The 17,892-nt window shown below is 69.4% G+C and carries 12 protein-coding genes; all 12 read right to left on the reverse strand.

What is annotated here, in order from left to right:
• Positions 1–108: 108 nt before the first annotated feature.
• Positions 109–900 carry a TIGR03936 family radical SAM-associated protein gene (locus tag ACFXOM_RS19460; RefSeq protein ID WP_384942382.1) on the reverse strand — a complete coding sequence of 264 codons (792 nt, stop codon included), beginning with the start codon at positions 898–900 and terminating at the stop codon, positions 109–111.
• A 707-nt stretch (positions 901–1,607) separates the two neighbouring features.
• Complete coding sequence (locus ACFXOM_RS19465) at positions 1,608–3,533, reverse strand: TIGR03960 family B12-binding radical SAM protein (protein WP_384945282.1); 1,926 nt, start codon at positions 3,531–3,533, stop codon at positions 1,608–1,610.
• An 84-nt stretch (positions 3,534–3,617) separates the two neighbouring features.
• Positions 3,618–5,300, reverse strand: coding sequence for a CHAD domain-containing protein (locus ACFXOM_RS19470; protein ID WP_384942365.1), 1,683 nt, complete (start codon positions 5,298–5,300; stop codon positions 3,618–3,620).
• A gap of 43 nt (positions 5,301–5,343) precedes the next feature.
• On the reverse strand, positions 5,344–6,543 hold the full coding sequence (gene rodA, locus ACFXOM_RS19475; protein WP_384942363.1) for a rod shape-determining protein RodA: 1,200 nt from the start codon (positions 6,541–6,543) through the stop codon (positions 5,344–5,346).
• Positions 6,544–6,545: 2 nt separating this feature from the next.
• Positions 6,546–8,720, reverse strand: a complete 2,175-nt coding sequence (mrdA, locus tag ACFXOM_RS19480) for a penicillin-binding protein 2 (RefSeq protein ID WP_384942361.1) — start codon at positions 8,718–8,720, stop codon at positions 6,546–6,548.
• 19 nt (positions 8,721–8,739) lie between these two features.
• Positions 8,740–9,405 (reverse strand): rod shape-determining protein MreD, encoded by a 666-nt coding sequence (gene mreD / locus ACFXOM_RS19485; protein WP_384942399.1) that lies wholly within the window; start codon positions 9,403–9,405, stop codon positions 8,740–8,742.
• A gap of 21 nt (positions 9,406–9,426) precedes the next feature.
• Entirely contained in the window at positions 9,427–10,437 is a 1,011-nt protein-coding gene (gene mreC / locus ACFXOM_RS19490; RefSeq protein ID WP_384942359.1) for a rod shape-determining protein MreC, read from the reverse strand.
• Positions 10,438–10,601: 164 nt separating this feature from the next.
• Positions 10,602–11,621, reverse strand: a complete 1,020-nt coding sequence (locus tag ACFXOM_RS19495; protein WP_384942357.1) for a rod shape-determining protein — start codon at positions 11,619–11,621, stop codon at positions 10,602–10,604.
• Positions 11,622–11,912: 291 nt separating this feature from the next.
• Positions 11,913–12,323 (reverse strand): nucleoside-diphosphate kinase, encoded by a 411-nt coding sequence (ndk, locus tag ACFXOM_RS19500; protein ID WP_384942355.1) that lies wholly within the window; start codon positions 12,321–12,323, stop codon positions 11,913–11,915.
• A 98-nt stretch (positions 12,324–12,421) separates the two neighbouring features.
• Positions 12,422–12,760: a DUF4233 domain-containing protein gene (locus tag ACFXOM_RS19505; RefSeq protein WP_384942353.1), complete on the reverse strand. Its 339-nt coding sequence runs from the start codon at positions 12,758–12,760 to the stop codon at positions 12,422–12,424.
• 5 nt (positions 12,761–12,765) lie between these two features.
• Positions 12,766–14,295 (reverse strand): bifunctional folylpolyglutamate synthase/dihydrofolate synthase, encoded by a 1,530-nt coding sequence (locus tag ACFXOM_RS19510; protein ID WP_385038587.1) that lies wholly within the window; start codon positions 14,293–14,295, stop codon positions 12,766–12,768.
• 171 nt (positions 14,296–14,466) lie between these two features.
• The gene (locus tag ACFXOM_RS19515; RefSeq protein WP_384942350.1) at positions 14,467–17,097 is read right to left on the reverse strand and encodes a valine--tRNA ligase; all 2,631 of its coding nucleotides are present in this window, start codon (positions 17,095–17,097) and stop codon (positions 14,467–14,469) included.
• Positions 17,098–17,892 lie beyond the last annotated feature (795 nt).

A 17,892-nucleotide genomic window follows, 5' to 3' on the forward strand; every position in this document is an offset into this window, starting at 1 on the left:
CGCCGGTTCCGTACGCGATGTACGCACGGCCTGGCGAAAGTCTCCTGGTCCTTGCGCTGCCCGACCCAGGTGGCTCCCGAGTGCGAGGGCGGCGCTACGACGGCGCTCTTACGCGGGACCGGTGCCTGCGGACGCCGTCGCGGCGGCGGATCCGGCGACCCCCGAGCGATCGGCTGGGGCGGCCGTGACTGCCTCGCGGTCGGGCGCGAGCGGGTCGGTCACCGTGCCGGACTCCTCGTCGAAGAGCCCCTGCGCCAGCCTGGTCACCGCAGCGGGGACCGGCGGCGCCAGGTCGGCCACAGCTCGGAGACCGGACAGGACGTCGTCGGGTCGCACGGCAGGTGTCACGTGCCGAACAACCAGCCGCAGTATCGCACAGGGCTCGTCCCCCGGCCTATCAGGCTGTGGACAACTCGCCTGCAGGTCGGCGACGGCTTCGCGGGCATCGAACGTCCGCATTCCGTTCTTCGTCTTGCGCTGGACCTCCACGTTCTCCGCCGCAACGAAGGCGGCGACGGCCTTCTCGGCCTCCTCGACGGCGACACCGTCGAGCCGGAGCTCCCACACGGACGCCGTCAACCGGTCCGCAAACCCGGAGGTACGGACCTCGACCGCGTCGGTGATGTCGAGCCCGGCCGGCAGGGACGCGTCGAGAAGCTCGCGCAGCGTCCCGGGGTCGCGGAACTCGGTGAGCGCGATCTCCAGGTACTCGGCCTCGGAGCCCGTGCCGGTGGGCGCAGCGTTGGCGTAGCTGACCTTGGGGTGCGGGGTGAAACCCGCCGAGTACGCCATGGGAACCTCGGCGCGCCGCAGCGCACGCTCGAACGCCCGCTGGAAGTCGCGATGACTGGTGAACCGGAGGCGGCCGCGCTTGGTGTAGCGCAGTCGGATGCGCTGCACCGCGGGTGCGGGCGGCGGGCCTTCGGGCTGTCGCTTGCCCAGTGGTTCTTCTCCTCGGTGTGGGGCGGGCGCGGTCGCGCTCCGCCCTCGTGGTCTGCGGTGGCCCCGGGGGCACCCGCCCGGCTCACCCCTGCTGCTGCAGGGAGATCTCGGCTCCGGGCGCCACCTCGGGGACGGTCTGTGTGTGGTGCGTACCCCCCAGATTACGCGCCCGGGCGGATGGCGGTCCCCGGGCACGGAGCCGCGGGGGCCGCGAGGAGCCTCCCGACGGGGACGAGCACGTGCCGACGCGGGGCGGTCCACGGCCACACCAGCACCAGCCGCGACACCCCCCACCCCGCACGTCCCGACGGCACTGCCACACGGCCGCGCACTCACGTCGGCCCCCGGCCGGGGGACGTGAGGCGGTCGTGGAGCACCGCGGAGACGACCTGGACCACGACCTACCGCCATGCCCCGACCCACTGCCGGTAGAGGACGGCGCGCTCCGGCCACCACACGGCCGTCCCGTTGGCCCGGCCCGCTGGTGCGAGGACGCGCCGGGACCACGGTCCGCACCGGGTTCCCAGTGGCCGCGGTCAGGCACCCCTCCGGGTCCGGACCCTCTGCGCGCTGCTGCAACTCCATACCCACGGGGACGCGACGGCCCGGCGCCCGGGTTTCCCCCGGGGCCGGGCCGTCGCACGAGCGTTACACGCCGCTGACCGTCACTTCACGACGGTCAGCGGGAGCAGCTTCTTGCCGGTCGGACCGATCTGGATAGCCGTGTCCATCTGCGGACAGACGCCGCAGTCGAAGCACGGCGTCCAGCGGCAGTCCTCGACCTCGGTCTCATCGAGGGCGTCCTGCCAGTCCTCCCAGAGCCAGTCCTTGTCGAGACCGGAGTCCAGGTGATCCCAGGGCAGGACCTCCTCGTAGGTGCGTTCACGGGTCGTGTACCAGTCGACGTCGACCCCGAACTCCGGCAGGGTCTTCTCCGCACAGGCCATCCAGCGGTCGTAGGAGAAGTGCTCGCGCCAGCCGTCGAAGCGACCGCCGTCCTCGTAGACGGCGCGGATGACGGAGCCGATGCGGCGGTCTCCGCGGGACAGCAGTCCCTCGACGATGCCCGGCTTGCCGTCGTGGTAGCGGAAGCCGATCGAGCGGCCGTACTTCTTGTCGCCGCGGATCTTGTCGCGCAGCTTCTCCAGACGGGCATCGGTCTCCTCGGCGGAGAGCTGCGGCGCCCACTGGAACGGGGTGTGCGGCTTGGGGACGAATCCGCCGATCGAGACTGTGCAGCGGATGTCGTTCGAGCCGGAGACCTCGCGGCCCTTCCGGATGACGTGCGTCGCCATGTCGGCGATCTGCAGGACGTCGTCGTCGGTCTCCGTGGGCAGGCCGCACATGAAGTACAGCTTCACCTGGCGCCAACCGTTGCCGTATGCCGTGGCGACGGTGCGGATCAGGTCCTCCTCCGAGACCATCTTGTTGATGACCTTGCGCATGCGCTCGGAGCCGCCCTCGGGGGCGAACGTGAGGCCCGAGCGACGGCCGTTGCGGGTCAGCTCGTTCGCCAGGTCGACGTTGAAGGCGTCGACGCGGGTGGACGGGAGGGACAGCCCGATCTTGTCCTCCTCGTACCGGTCCGCGAGGCCCTTGGCGATGTCACCGATCTCGCTGTGGTCGGCGGACGACAGGGAGAGCAGGCCGACCTCCTCGAAGCCGGTCGCCTTGAGGCCCTTGTCGACCATGTCGCCGATGCCGGTGATGCTGCGCTCGCGCACCGGCCGGGTGATCATGCCGGCCTGGCAGAAACGGCAGCCGCGGGTGCAGCCCCGGAAGATTTCCACGGACATCCGCTCGTGGACGGTCTCGGCGAGCGGGACGAGCGGCTGCTTCGGGTAGGGCCACTCGTCGAGGTCCATCACGGTGTGCTTGGAGACGCGCCACGGCACGCCCGACCTGTTCGGCACGACGCGCCCGATGCGGCCGTCCGGCAGGTACTCGACGTCGTAGAAACCGGGGATGTAGACCCCACCGGTCTTCGCGAGCCGGAGGAGCAGTTCCTCGCGCCCGCCGGGGCGGCCCTCCGTCTTCCAGGCCCGGATGACGTCGGTGACCTCCAGGACGGCCTGTTCACCGTCGCCGATCACGGCGGCGTCGATGAAGTCCGCAATGGGCTCGGGGTTGAAGGCCGCGTGTCCGCCGGCGAGCACGATCGGGTCGTCGACCGTGCGGTCCTTCGCCTCCAGCGGGATGCCCGCGAGATCGAGGGCCGTGAGCATGTTCGTGTAGCCGAGCTCGGTGGAGAAGCTCAGTCCGAGGACGTCGAAAGCCTTCACCGGGCGGTGGCTGTCCACGGTGAACTGGGGCACGCCGCGCTCGCGCATCAGCTCCTCGAGGTCGGGCCAGACGCTGTAGGTGCGCTCCGCGAGCACGCCCTCGCGCTCGTTCAGTACCTCGTAGAGGATCATGACGCCCTGATTGGGCAGCCCGACCTCGTACGCATCGGGGTACATGAGCGCCCAACGGACGTCGCACTCGTCCCACGGCTTGACGGTGGAGTTCAGCTCACCGCCGACGTACTGGATGGGCTTCTGCACATGCGGGAGCAGAGCTTCGAGCTGTGGGAAGACCGACTCGGCAGACATCTGGAACCTTCGTGGACTGGCAGGGGGGCGACTCTCAAGCGTAACCCGATCGGAATCCCCTCTCGTACGGCGTTGCCAGAAGGGTCACTTCGTCAGTGAATCCCGCAGCTCCGGCTTTGACGCCCTCGCCCACACCTGCGGCAGCTCGCGTTCGCGCTCTGCGGCCAGTGCTTCTTCCTGGCCGTACAGAACGCCCCAGGTGAAGGCGGATTCGCCCGCCGCGTGGGCCTGGATGCCGAGGCCGCGCAGGGTGGTGCGGGCGACCACGCTGTCCTGGTGGTCACCGAGCACGGTTTGGACGGCCTTCATGCGGCGGGCGAACCGTCCGGCGGAATTGCCCAGGGCCGGGGTGGCGGCCTCGGCGGCGTAGCGGGCCCGTTTGGCGGCCTTGCGGGCATCGTGCATCGCGAGGTCCCGTTGATGACCGGCGGGCAGGTCGAGGGCATGTTCGACGCGCGCTGCGAGCCGGTCGTAGTCCTTGATGACGGCTTCGGGCAGGGCGTCGGCGGGGGCCGCAGTGGCGGAGCCGAGGAGGGGCGGGTGGTCGAGCAGGACGTCGAGGGCGTCGAGCAGGGCGAGGTAGCGCTTGCTGTCGAGCACCGCGACGGACCGACGACGAGCCCCGGCACGGTGTGCGGTGCTCCAGATGCGCAGCCTGCCGCGCACCGGGCCGAGGAGGAGGGTCTTCGGCAGGGCGTCGATCCGGGTCCTGAGCCGATCGGCGAGCACTTCCTGGTCGCGGGCGACACCGAGTTCCCCGGCGAGCCATCTGAGTTCGTCGCCGAGCGGGTCGGTGACGGAGCGGTCGACGATCTTGCGATAGGTCTTGAAGGCGCTGCGCATGCGACGGGTGGCGACGCGCATCTGGTGGACCGCATCGGGGAGGTCGCGCCGTACGGCGGGGTCGAGGGCCACGATGGCGTCCCGCTGCTCCCTGAGGTAGGCGAGCACGTAGGCGCCGGCGTGCTTCTTCTTCAGGCGTGCTCCGCGGTCCCGCACGGCCCGTGCGGCGTCGGGGGCCTTCGGCGCCTTGTGGCTCCCGTCGGCGGGCGGGGTGGCGGAGCCGTCCCGTGGGGAGGCGAGTGTCGCGGTCCCCCGGGTGTCGACGGGGCTGGATGGTGCGCCGGGAGCGGGTGGCGCGGCGGCCGGGGCGGGGCCCGCCCGGTCGCTACCGGTCTCGGCGAGGGCGCGTGCCAGTTTGGACGCGGCCGATGACGTGCGGATGCCGGCCTTGCGGAGTCGCTTGTCGACCGCGTCGAGGAGCGCGGCGTCGGCGTCGTCGGCGAGCTCCACCTCGATCTCGGTCCAGGACGCTGTCCGCCCCCCGTCGGCGAGGCGTTCGGCGCGTACGGAGTCGATGCTGAGCTCGGCGAGGAGTTCGCCCCGGGTGTCGACGAGGTGGCTGACCCTCCGGGAGGACAGCAGTCGGACGACGGGGAGGAGGGGCACGCCGCGGGTGCGGGAGCGGATCAACGCGGTGAGGGGGCGGGGCAGCTCGTCGGAGAGGGGCGAGCGGATCTCGTCACGGATGCCGGTGGCCACGGGGAACTTGAGGTGCCATCCGGCGTCGTCGCCGCCGGTGCGGCGGCGCAGGGTGATCCCGTCGGCGGCGAGTCGGAGGTCCGCGGTGTCGTGGTAGACGGCGTCGAGCTCCCTCGTGCCCCGGTCGACGACGTCCGCGACCCCGGCCACCCCGGTGAGGTCCGGGACATTGGTCTCGCTGGTGGCTTCGTACTTCCGCTCGATCTCGCGCTTCGTGTCCGCCATGAACAAAATCTAGACCGCCGGGTGCGGTCGCGACAGTACGGCGTCACGCGGACATGGGGCGCTGTGCCTTGATCGACTGGAGGAGTCCGACGGCCACCCAGACGGCGAACATGGACGAGCCGCCGTAGGAGACGAACGGCAGGGGCAGTCCGGCGACGGGCATGATGCCGAGGGTCATGCCGATGTTCTCGAAGGCTTGGAAGGCGAACCAGGCGATGATCCCGGCCGCGACGATGGTGCCGTAGAGCTCGGTGGTCTCGCGGGCGATCCGGCACGCCCGCCAGAGGACGACGCCGAGCAGGAGGAGGATGAGGCCCGCGCCGACGAAGCCGAGCTCTTCTCCTGCGACGGTGAACACGAAGTCGGTCTGTTGCTCGGGGACGAACTGACCGGTGGTCTGCGAGCCCTTGAAGAGACCGGTTCCGAGGAGCCCTCCGGAGCCGATCGCGATGCGGGCCTGGTTGGTGTTGTAGCCGACGCCCGCGGGGTCGAGGTCCGGGTTGGCGAACGCGGCGAACCGGTTGAGTTGGTATTCGTCGAGCAGTCCGAGTGCGGTGACCAGGACCGCTCCGCCGACGCCGGCGCCGATGAGACCGAAGATCCAACGGTTGGAGGCACCCGAGGCGAGCAGGACGCCCAGCACGATCACGACCATCACCATCACCGAACCGAGGTCCGGCATCAGCATGACGATGGCCATGGGGACGGCGGCGAGGCCCAGCGACTTCGCCACGGTGCGGTGGTCGGGATACGCCTGGTCGCCGGCGTCGACCTGGGCGGCGAGCATCATCGCCATGCCCAGGATGATCGTGATCTTCACGAACTCGGAGGGCTGGAGGGAGAATCCGCCTCCGATGACGATCCACGCGTGTGCGCCGTTGATGGTCGCACCGAGCGGGGTGAGGACGAGCAGGACGAGGACCACGGCGATGCCGTAGAGCACGGGTACGGCTCCGCGGAGCGTCCGGTGACCGAGCCAGATCGTGCCCACCATCAGGGCGAAGCCGATGCCGGTGTTGAGGAGGTGACGGAAGAGGAAGTAGTACGGATCGCCCTGGTTGAGCTCCGTACGGTTGCGGGTGGCGGACCACACGAGGAGCGAGCCGATGAAGGACAGTGCGAGGGCCGAGGCCAGCATGAGCCAGTCCAGTCGGCGCACTATCGAGTCGCGGGCGAACAGTTTCGCCAGGGCTCCGCGCTCGGGGGTGTACCGCGCGACGGAGATACCACCGGTCCCTGCCATGTTCAGTCCCTCCGCCCGGTAGCGGCGGGGGGACCCGCGAGCGTCGCGTCGTCCTTCTCCTCCGGCTTCACCGGGTCGTACGGCACGACCTTCGGTGCGTCGATCGAACCGTCCGGCTGGATCTTGGGCAGCGCCTTCTGCGGTTGCGGCAGCAGGGCCCGCTTGAGGTCCTGCTTCCCCTCCTCGTCCAGGCCGTAGAGCGCGTTGTAGATGTTGCGCACGGCGGGCCCTGAGGCACCGGAGCCCGTACCACCCTGGGAGATCGTCATGACGATCGCGTAGTCCTTGGTGTACGTGGCGAACCAGGAGGTCGTCTGCTTGCCGTGGACCTCCGCGGTGCCGGTCTTGGCGTGCATCGGGATCTTGTCCTGCGGCCAGCCGCCGAAGCGCCAGGCGGCCGTACCGCGGGTGGCGACTCCCGCGAGGGCTTCGTCTATCAACGTGCGGGTCTCGGCCGTCATCGGCAGCTTGCCGTGCGACGTCGGCTTGATCTCCCGGATGTCCTTGCCGTCCGGGCTGATGACCGCCTTGCCGACGGTCGGGTCGTAGAGCGTGCCGCCGTTGGAGATGGCCGCGTAGATGGTCGCCATCTGGATCGGGGTGACGAGGGTGTCGCCCTGGCCGATCGAGTAGTTGACCGAGTCACCGGCGCGCATCAGATTGCCTTCCAGGCAATTCTCGTAGGAGAGCTGCTGGATGTAGCTGCCGCCCTTCTTGCCGATCTTGCACCAGTAGTCCTTGTTCGCCTCCCAGAACTTCTGCTTCCAGCGGCGGTCCGGGACCCGGCCGGTGACCTCGTTGGGCAGGTCGATGCCGGTCTCGGCGCCCAGACCGAACTGGTGGGCGGTCTTGTAGAACCAGTCGCCCGGGTTCTTCTTCGGTTTGAGGCCGCCGTCCTTCTGCCACTGCTGGTGGGCGAGGGCGTAGAAGACGGTGTCGCAGGAGACCTCGAGGGCCTGGCCGAGGGTGATGCTGCCGTGGCCCTGCGACTCGAAGTTCTTGAAGACCTGGTTGCCGATCGAGTACGAGCTCGGGCAGGGGTAGCGGCCGTTGAACTCATAACCGGCGTTGACGGCGGCGGTGGAGGACACGACCTTGAAGATGGAGCCCGGGGCCGCCTGTCCCTGGATGGCCCGGTTCAGCAGCGGGAAATTGGACTTCTTGCCGGTGAGCTTGGCGTAGTCCTTGGCGGAGATGCCGCCGACCCAGGCATTGGGGTCGTAGGTGGGCTGGGAGGCCATCGCGACGACGCGGCCGGTCTTCGCCTCCAGGACGACGACGGCGCCCGAGTCCGCCTTGTAGTTCTCGTTGGAGTTGTTGTCGAAGACCTTGCGCGCTTCCTTCATCGCGTTGTTCAGCTCCCACTCGGCGACCGCCTGGACGCGGGCGTCGATGGAGGTGACGACGTTGGCACCGGGCTCGGCCTTGTCGGCCTTGGCCAAGCCGATGACCCGGCCGAGGTTGTCCACCTCGTACCGGGTGACGCCGGCCTTGCCGCGCAACTCCTTGTCGTACGTGCGCTCGAGACCCGAGCGCCCCACCTGATCGGAGCGGAGGAACGGCGAGTCGCTGTCCTTGGCCTCCTCGATCTCCTCGTCGGTGACGGGTGAGAGGTAGCCGAGGACCTGTGCTGTGTTGGCCTTGCCGGGTGCGGCGTAACGGCGGACGGCGGTGGGCTCTGCGGTGATGCCGGGGAAGTCCTCGGCACGCTCGCGGATCTGCAGGGCCTGCTGGGTGGTGGCCTCGTCGGTCACCGGGATCGGCTGGTACGGGGAACCGTTCCAGCAGGGCTGCGGCGTCTTGGAGTCACAGAGCCTGACCTTGTCCGTGACCTCCTTCGGCGTCATGCCGAGGACCGCCGCGAGCCGGGTGAGGACGCCTTTGCCGTCGTCCTTCATCTTCATCAGCTCGGTACGGGACGCCGAGACGACGAGGCGGGTCTCGTTGTCGGCGAGCGGAACGCCGCGCGCGTCGAGGATGGCTCCGCGGACCGCAGGCTGGACGACCTGTTGGACGTGGTTGCTCTTGGCTTCGTCCGTGTACTCCTTGCCCTGGCGGATCTGGAGGTACCACAAGCGCCCGCCGAGGGTCGCCAGGAGGGAGAACACCAGGACCTGGATGACGACGAGCCGGATCTGGACGCGGGGGGTCCGTCCGGTCTCGGGAATGTTGCTCATGCTGTCGACGCCCCCTCGCTCACAGTCGCTTGACCCCCCTGATACGTCCGGCGCGGGACGCACGGTTCCTGGCCGCCTTGATCCTCAGTCCGCTGCGCTGGCGGCCGATGCGCAGCCCGGTACCGGAGGAGGACCAGCCGCTGGAGACGTCCCCGCCACCGGACTGCGCCTCGGAGAGCGGATCGTTCTCGGCCCGTCTGGCGAGCGCCATGATCAGCGGCACGGTGAACGGCGCGAGCAGCAAGTCGTAGATGGTCGCGGTCAACAGCAGCGAACCAAGACCGACGTGGCGGGCAGCGGTGTCGCCGACGAGCGCTCCGACGCCCGCGTACAGCAGGGTGGTGCCGACGGCCGCGGCGACCACCACGACCATGGGCCCGGTGGCGGAGGTGAGCCGGCCGTTCTCCGGTCGTGCGAGTCCGGCGAGGTAGCCGATGAGGCACAGCACCAGGGCGTAGCGCCCGGCGGCGTGGTCGGCGGGCGGGGCCAGGTCGGCGAGCAACCCGGCACCGAAGCCGATGAGCGCGCCGCTCACATGGCCGTACACGAGGGCGAGGGCGAGCACGACGAGGAGCATCAGGTCGGGCACGGCTCCCGGGAGCTGGAGACGGGCGAGGACGGTGACCTGGACGACGAGGGCGACCACGACGAGCGTCGTGGAGAGCAGCATCCGGTTGAAGCGCAGCATCGTGTTCGGCTCCTCCTGCTACTCGTCGTCGCTGCCGGTGGTGACGGCGGCAGGACTCGCCCCGGTGTCGCCGTCCTGACGTGGCCTCTGCTCCCCGCCTCCCGCCGCCGCGTCGGCGTCGGCCGAAGGAGTGACCGTCACCGTGACGGTGGGCGTCGGGGTCGCCTTCGGCTTGGGCGGCAGGACCGTGTCACGGGGATCGGTGCGGGGGGCCTGGACGACGACTCCGACGATGTCCAGCTTGGTGAGCCCGGCGTACGGGCGGACGTAGATCGTGCGGGTGAGGGCACCGCCCGAGGGGTCGACGCGGACCACCTCACCGACGGGCACGCCCGGCACGAAGGGCTTGCCCGCCTGCGAGCCGAAGGTGACCAGTCGGTCGCCCTTGCGGACCTTGGCCTTGCCGTTGAGGAGCTGGACGGACAGCGGCCGGTCGCCCTGGCCGGTGGCGAAGCCGAGCTCGTCGGTGCGTTCCATGCGGGTGCCGACCGTGAAGTCGGGGTCGCTGGCGAGGAGGACGGTCGAGGTGTGCGGCCCGACGGTGGTGACCCGGCCGACCAGCCCGTCCCCGTTGAGCACGGTCATGTCCCGCTTGATGCCGTCCAGCGAGCCGATGTCGATCGTCACGGTCCACGAGAACCCCTGGGCCGCTCCTATCGCGATGACCTCGGCGCCCTTGATGCCGTACTGCCCGTTGGCCGCCGTCTTCAGCATGCTGTCGAGCTGTCGGATCCGGCTGCGGTTGCGGTCGTCACTGCCGAGTCGTGCCTTGAGGGACGCGTTCTCACGCTCGAGTTCGGCGATCCGGTCGTGCCGCTTCCCGGAGTCCCGGATCGCTCCGATGGCGTTGCCGATGGGGTCGACGGCAGCCGCCATGCCGTTCTCGACCGGTCCGAACGCTGCGGCGGCGGCCTGCCGGGCGCCGTCGACCGGTGACTCCTCGCCGCCGCGGATGTCCACCGTGATCAGTGCGAACGCGATGGCGATCAGCAGGACCAGGAGCAGCCGGCTCTCTTTCGTGTCCCTCACGTGCGGCGGCCGTGCCTTCCTCGTCGGACTGGGTGTGCCGTTGAATTGTGTCTGCGGTGCTGCGCGGGGTGCTGCTTCGTGCCGTTATACCAACGATCAGCCCCACGGACCGGGCGAGCCGGTCCGTGGGCCTACCGGCGGTCCGCTCGGTCGGGTGTCGGGTGCTAGCGGCGGGGCTGGGCGTCCAGCACCTGCTGGAGCGCCTCGAACTCCTCGACGCACTTGCCCGAACCGAGGGCGACCGAGTCCAGCGGATCCTCGGCGATGTGGATGGGCATACCGGTCTCGCGGCGCAGCCGCTCGTCGAGGCCGCGCAGCAGGGCGCCACCGCCGGTCAGGACGATGCCGCGGTCCATGACGTCGCCGGAGAGCTCAGGCGGGCACTTGTCGAGGGTGGTCTTCACGGCGTCGACGATCGCGTTGACCGGTTCCTCGATGGCCTTGCGCACCTCGGCGGCCGAGATGACGACGGTCTTCGGGAGGCCGGAGACCAGGTCCCGGCCGCGGATCTCGGTGTGCTCGTCCTTGTCGAGGTCGTACGCCGAACCGATGGTGAGCTTGATGCTCTCCGCGGTCCGCTCGCCGAGCAGCAGGCTGTACTCCTTCTTCACGTGCTGGATGATCGCGTTGTCCAGCTCGTCGCCGGCGACCCGGATCGACTGCGCCGTGACGATTCCTCCGAGGGAGATCACAGCGACTTCGGTAGTGCCGCCGCCGATGTCCACGACCATGTTGCCGGTGGCCTCGTGCACCGGTAGACCCGCTCCGATGGCCGCCGCCATCGGCTCTTCGATGATGTGCACCTGGCGGGCACCGGCCTGGGTGGAGGCTTCGATGACCGCGCGCCGCTCCACGCCCGTGATCCCGGAGGGCACGCAGACGACGATGCGCGGCCTGGCCGCCCAGCGACGCTTGTGGATCTTCAAAATGAAGTAGCGGAGCATCCGCTCGGTGATTTCGAAGTCGGCGATCACGCCGTCCTTGAGGGGACGCACCGCCACGATGTTGCCGGGCGTACGGCCGATCATCTTCTTGGCTTCGGATCCCACCGCGAGGATGCCACCGGTGTTGGTGTTGATCGCGACGACCGACGGCTCGTTGAGAACGATCCCCCGCCCTCTGACGTACACCAGCGTGTTGGCGGTCCCGAGGTCGACAGCCATGTCACGGCCGATGAACGACATTGAGTTCCCCTTGTTTCCCATGAGGATGCGTCGGGCCTTCCCAAATCGAGCTTTGATGGCTTTTTAGGTAGGCGAGGAGGGTGCTGCGGCGTGAAGGCTTCCATCGTAGTGCCGCCAGTGCGTACACCGCGCGTTGGCCCGCCTCGTTATGGGTGACGACGAGTCGGAGCGATGCGTTCCCGAAATCCGGATGCGTATGCCGGCGGGCGACCGAAATTCCTTCGGTCGCCCCAGGCCGTGGGCGCTGTATGGCTGACGCCCGATCAGGAAGCACCGGAGGGAAGAGGACCCTCAGCCCGCCGGAAAGAAAATCTTGAGTTCCCGGTCCGCGGACTCCTCGGAGTCCGAGGCGTGGATCAGGTTCTCCCGGACGATGGTGCCGTAGTCGCCGCGGATGGAGCCGGGCGCGGCGGCGATCGGATCCGTCGGACCCGCCAGCTGGCGCACGCCATCGATGACGCGCTCGCCCTCGACGACCATGGCGACCACCGGGCCGGACAGCATGAACTCAACGAGCGGCTCGTAGAAGGGCCGTCCCACGTGCTCGGCGTAGTGCTGCTCCAGGGTCGCGCGGTCGAGCCGACGCAGCTCCAGCGCCGTGATCTGCCAGCCGGCCTTCCGTTCGATACGGCCGATCACCTCGCCCACGAGTCCGCGACGGACGGCGTCCGGCTTGAGCAGGACGAGGGTGCGCTGAGTCATGGTGTGCGGCTCCTTGCAGGCCAGGATGTGCGTAGTGGGCCCGAGGCTACCCGGTGCGGCAGGAGCTGCGGCACCCGGACCTGGCTCGGGCGCCTGTGCTACGTCTCGGCCTCGGCCGCGAACCGCGCCTTCGCCGCGTCGACCTTTCGGCCGAAGTGGACCGAGGCCCACCACAGGCCGGCGAAGACCGCACCGAGGAAGAACATCGTGGGGACCACGAATCCGCTGGCGACCAGGCCGAGCTGCAGCGCCCAACCGAGCTGGACCCCGCCGGGGCGGGTGATCATCCCGCACAGCAGCACGGTCAGCAACATCGCGATGCCGCTGACCGTCCACACCGTGGCCATGGACAGATCGGAGTCCTTCATGGCCACCAGCCCGGCGAACCCGATGACGAAGAACTCACCGATCAGAGTGGATGCACAGAGCGTACGCACGGGATTCAGCCCCTCCCCATCAGCAGCCGGGCCTCACCGACCGTGATGACGGAACCGGTCACGAGCACCCCCGCGCCCGCGTACTCGGCTTCCTCCTCGGCAAGCGTGATCGCCGTTTCGAGTGCGTCGTCAAGCCTCGGCTCCACGACCACGCGTTCGTCGCCGAAGACCTCCACCGCGACCGCGGCCAGCTCATCCGCGGCCATGGCGCGGTGGCTGGAGTTCTGGGTGACGACAATCTCCGTGAAGACCGGCTCGAACGCCTCGAGGAGTCCCTTCACGTCCTTGTCGCCGCTCGCTCCGACCACACCGATCAGCCGGGAGAACCCGAAGGCCTCCGTCACACCGTCCGCGGCGGCCCGCGCCCCTGCCGGGTTGTGCGCGGCGTCCAGGACGACGGTGGGGCTGCGGCGGACGACCTCCAGGCGGCCCGGCGAGACCACGGACGCGAACGCCGTGCGCACGGTGTCCAGGTCGAGCGTACGGGCGTGCTGGGACCCGATGCCGAAGAATGCCTCGACCGCGGCGAGCGCGACCGCGGCGTTGTGCGCCTGGTGCGCTCCGTACAGCGGGAGGAAGACCTCCTCGTACTCGCTGCCGAGCCCGCGCAGGGTCAGCAACTGCCCCCCGACCGCGACCTCCCGCGAGACGACGCCGAACTCCATGCCCTCGCGCGCCACCGTCGCGTCCACCTCGACGGCCTTCTTGAGCATCACCTGTGCGGCGTCCACCGGCTGCTGCGCCAGGATCACGGTGGCCCCGCCCTTGATGACGCCGGCCTTCTCCGTGGCGATCTCGGCCGCGGTGCTGCCGAGCCGGTCGGTGTGGTCCAGGTCTATCGGGGTGATCACGGCGACCGAACCGTCGATGACGTTGGTCGCGTCCCAGCTGCCGCCCATGCCGACCTCGACGACGGCGACGTCGACCGGCGCGTCAGCGAACGCGGCGTACGCCATGCCCGTGAGTACCTCGAAGAAGGAGAGCCGGTACTCCTGCGAGGAGTCGACCATCTCCACGTACGGCTTGATGTCGTGGTACGTCGCGACGAACCGCTCCGGGTCCATCGGAGCACCGTCCAGGCTGATGCGCTCCGTGATCGACTGCACGTGGGGCGAGGTGTAGCGGCCGGTGCGCAGCTCGAAAGCGCCGAGCAATGCCTCGATCATGCGGGCCGTGGACGTCTTGCCGTTGGTCCCGGTGATGTGGATGGAGGGGTAGGCACGCTGCGGCTCACCGAGCACGTCCATCAGCGCGGCGATCCGGCTGACCGACGGCTCCAGCTTGGTCTCGCCCCAGCGGGACGCGAGCTCCTGCTCGACCTCGCGCAGCGCCTTGTCCACCTCCGGGTCGGCGGGCCGGGCGGGCACCTGGTCCCCCTGCGGTGGCCCGGCCTGGGTGCGCAGCGTGCGACTCCCGGCCTCGATCACCGCCAGGTCGGGGTCGCGGTCGGTCTCGGCGTCCACGATCGCGTCGAACTCGTCCGTCTCGTCGTGCTCGTCGTGCTCGTCAAAGGACTCGGGCTGCTGCTCACTCACGCTGCCAGTCTACGGAGCGCCTCCGACACTCGGACCGAGGCCCGGCGGTGCAGGGTGCGAGCCGTCCCGATGCACGCTCCCCACCGACCCGCGCCCCCGGGCGAGAACCCTCACACGGACGCACGCGGCCCCTGGAGCCCGGGGGCGCCAGGGGCCGTGTACGAGGCCGGATCAGCCCTGCGGCAGGTTCGCCAGCTGGGCGGTGATGCGCGCGATGTCCTCCTCGGCCTTGGCGAGACGGCCGCGGATCTTGTCCACGACGTTGTCCGGGGCCTTGGCCAGGAACGCCTCGTTGCCGAGCTTCGCCGTCGCCTGGGCCTTCTCCTTCTCCGCCGCTGCGAGGTCCTTCGCGAGCCGCTTGCGCTCCGCGGCCACGTCGATCGCGCCGGACAGGTCCAGTGCGACTTCGGCGCCCGCGACGGGCAGGGTCGCCGTCGCCTGGAACGCGTCCCCTGCGGGCTGCAGCCGGAGCAACTGCCGGATGGCACCCTCGTGCGACGCCAGGGCCGTGCCGTCGAGCGCGAGCCGGGCCGGGACCTTCTGGCCGGGCTGTAGGCCCTGGTCGGACCGGAACCTGCGGACCTCGGTGACGACCTGCTGGACCAGCTCGATCTCGCTCTCGGCGGCCCGGTCACGGAACCCACTGTCGACGGGCCAGTCGGCGATGACGACCGATTCGCCACCCGTGAGGGTGGTCCAGAGCGTCTCGGTGACGAACGGGACGACCGGGTGCAGCAGCCGCAGCGTGACGTCCAGGACCTCGCCGAGGACGCGGGCGGAGACCCTCGCGGACTCGCCGCCGCCCATGAACGTGGTCTTGGACAGCTCGACGTACCAGTCGAAGACCTCGTCCCACGCGAAATGGAAGAGCGTCTCGGACAGCTTGGCGAACTGGTAGTCCTCGTAATACGCGTCGACCTCGGCGACGACCGAGTTCAGCCGCGACAGGATCCACCGGTCGGTCGCCGACATCTGCTCGGGCGAGGGCAGGGGCCCCTCGACCGTCGCGCCGTTCATCAGAGCGAAGCGCGTGGCGTTCCAGATCTTGTTGGCGAAGTTGCGCGAGCCCTGGACCCAGTCCTCGCCGATCGGGACGTCGACGCCCGGGTTGGCACCGCGCGCGAGCGTGAAGCGGAGCGCGTCGGAGCCGTACTTGTCCATCCAGTCCAGCGGGTTGACCGCGTTCCCGAAGGACTTCGACATCTTCTTGCCGAACTGGTCGCGAACCATGCCGTGCAGCGCGATGGTGTGGAAGGGCGGGGTGCCGTCCATCGCGTACAGGCCGAACATCATCATCCGGGCGACCCAGAAGAAGAGGATGTCGTACCCGGTGACCAGGACGGAGTTCGGGTAGAACTTCGCGAGGCTCTCCGTCTGCTCGGGCCAGCCGAGCGTGGAGAACGGCCACAGGCCGGAGGAGAACCACGTATCGAGGACGTCAGTCTCCTGCGTCCAGCCCTCGCCGCCGGAGGCAGCGGGAGCCTCCTCGTCCGGCCCGACGCAGACGACCTCACCGTTCGGGCCATACCAGACCGGGATGCGGTGCCCCCACCACAGCTGCCGGGAGATGCACCAGTCGTGGAGGTTGTCGACCCAGTCGAAGTACCGCTTCTCCATCTCCTGCGGATGGATCTTGACCCGGCCGTCGCGGACCGCGTCACCGGCGGCCTTCGCCAGCGGACCGACCTTGACCCACCACTGCATCGAGAGCCGCGGCTCGATGGTGGTCTTGCAACGCGAGCAGTGGCCGACCGAGTGGACGTACGGACGCTTCTCCGCGACGATCCGGCCCTCGGCGCGCAGCGCACCGACGATCGCGCTGCGGGCCTCCAGCCGGTCCAGGCCCTGGAAAGGCCCGTGGACCGTGATGATCGCGTGCTCGTCCATGACGGCGAGGCTCGGCAGGCCGTGGCGCTGGCCGATCTCGAAGTCGTTCGGGTCATGGGCGGGCGTCACCTTGACGGCACCGGTGCCGAACTCGGGGTCGACGTGCTCGTCGGCGACGACGGGGATGCGGCGGCCGGTGAGCGGCAGTTCGATCTCCCTGCCGACGAGGTGCCTGTAGCGCTCGTCGCCGGGGTGGACGGCGACACCCGTGTCACCGAGCATCGTCTCGGCACGGGTCGTCGCGACGACGATGGAGTCGTCGCCCTCCCCGTACCGGATCGAGACGAGCTCGCCGTCGTCGTCCTGGTACTCGACCTCGATGTCGGAGATGGCCGTCAGACAGCGCGGGCACCAGTTGATGATCCGCTCGGCGCGGTAGATCAGCTCGTCGTCGTAGAGCTTCTTGAAGATGGTCTGGACGGCCTGGGACAGGCCCTCGTCCATGGTGAAGCGCTCGCGCGACCAGGCGACGCCATCACCGAGCCGCTTCATCTGCCCGGAGATCTGGCCGCCGGACTCGCCCTTCCACTGCCAGACGCGCTCGACGAACGCCTCCCGCCCGAGGTCGTGCCGGGACTTGCCCTCCTTCGCGAGCTCGCGCTCGACGACGTTCTGCGTGGCGATGCCGGCGTGGTCCATGCCGGGCTGCCACAGCGTCTCGTGGCCCTGCATCCGCTTGCGGCGGGTGAGGGCGTCGATCAGCGTGTGCTCGAAAGCGTGCCCCAGGTGGAGACTGCCCGTGACGTTCGGCGGAGGGATGACGACGGTGTACGGGGGTTTGTCGCTCTTGGCGTCCGCCTCGAAGTAACCGCGCTCTACCCAGCGCTCGTACAGCTTCCCCTCTACCTCGGCCGGCGCGTACTGGGTCGGCAGTTCGGGGTTGCTGGCAGGCGGGTGCTGAGTGTTTTCGGTCACGAGGCACAGTTTAGAGGTGTCACGGTCCCGTTCTGAAACGGGAATGTTCCGTAACGGTCTGCCCCCTGAGGCCTTGCCCCCGGGCCCTTTCCGACAGGTTGTTCGGAAAGCATGTGTACTTGAAGGGGAACCAGGGCAATGAGCTACAACCAGCCGGGCCCGTACGGCGGTCAGCCCCAGCAACCCGGCCCTTGAGGCCGGCCGGGCCCGTACGGCCAGCCGCAGCACCCCCCCGTACGGCACGGGCCCGGGTGCCTGCCCGCCCCCGTAGTCGGCGCGGGGCGGCGGCAAGAAGGCCGGGATCGTCGTCGGTTCCGTGATCGTGGCGCTTGCGGTGATCGGCGGCGGCGTGTCCTTCCTCATGGGCAGGCGGCAACGCCGACGTGGCCGACAGCACCAAGGGCTACAACCTCACCCCGGCGGCCTCGGTCGGCGAGTTCACGAAGCAGAAGGACGACAACAAGTCACTGTCCAGCAAGGACTAGAAGGAGATCGAAACCCTCGGAATCAAGAACCCGACGCCGGCGGGGGCCTCCTACAAGGCGAGCGAGGGGCTCGGCGGCAAGTCGATCGAGGGGCCCTTCTGCGTCTGGGCGGACTACAGCACGGTGACCGCCGTGGACGTGGTGGACTGGCGCAGGGGCTGGGCAAGGGCGGTACGAACGTGTCGCAGGACGAGGTCTCCGGGCTCGCCGCCGAGCTCTACAACACCCCCGCACCAAGATCTGATCCGCCGCGCATACGGCTACGGCGACTTCTCGTGCCGACCGTCGTTCTTCACGATCCGCGGCACCA

Source organism: Streptomyces sp. NPDC059169, from assembly GCF_042755225.1.
Taxonomy (GTDB): Bacteria; Actinomycetota; Actinomycetes; order Streptomycetales; family Streptomycetaceae; genus Streptomyces.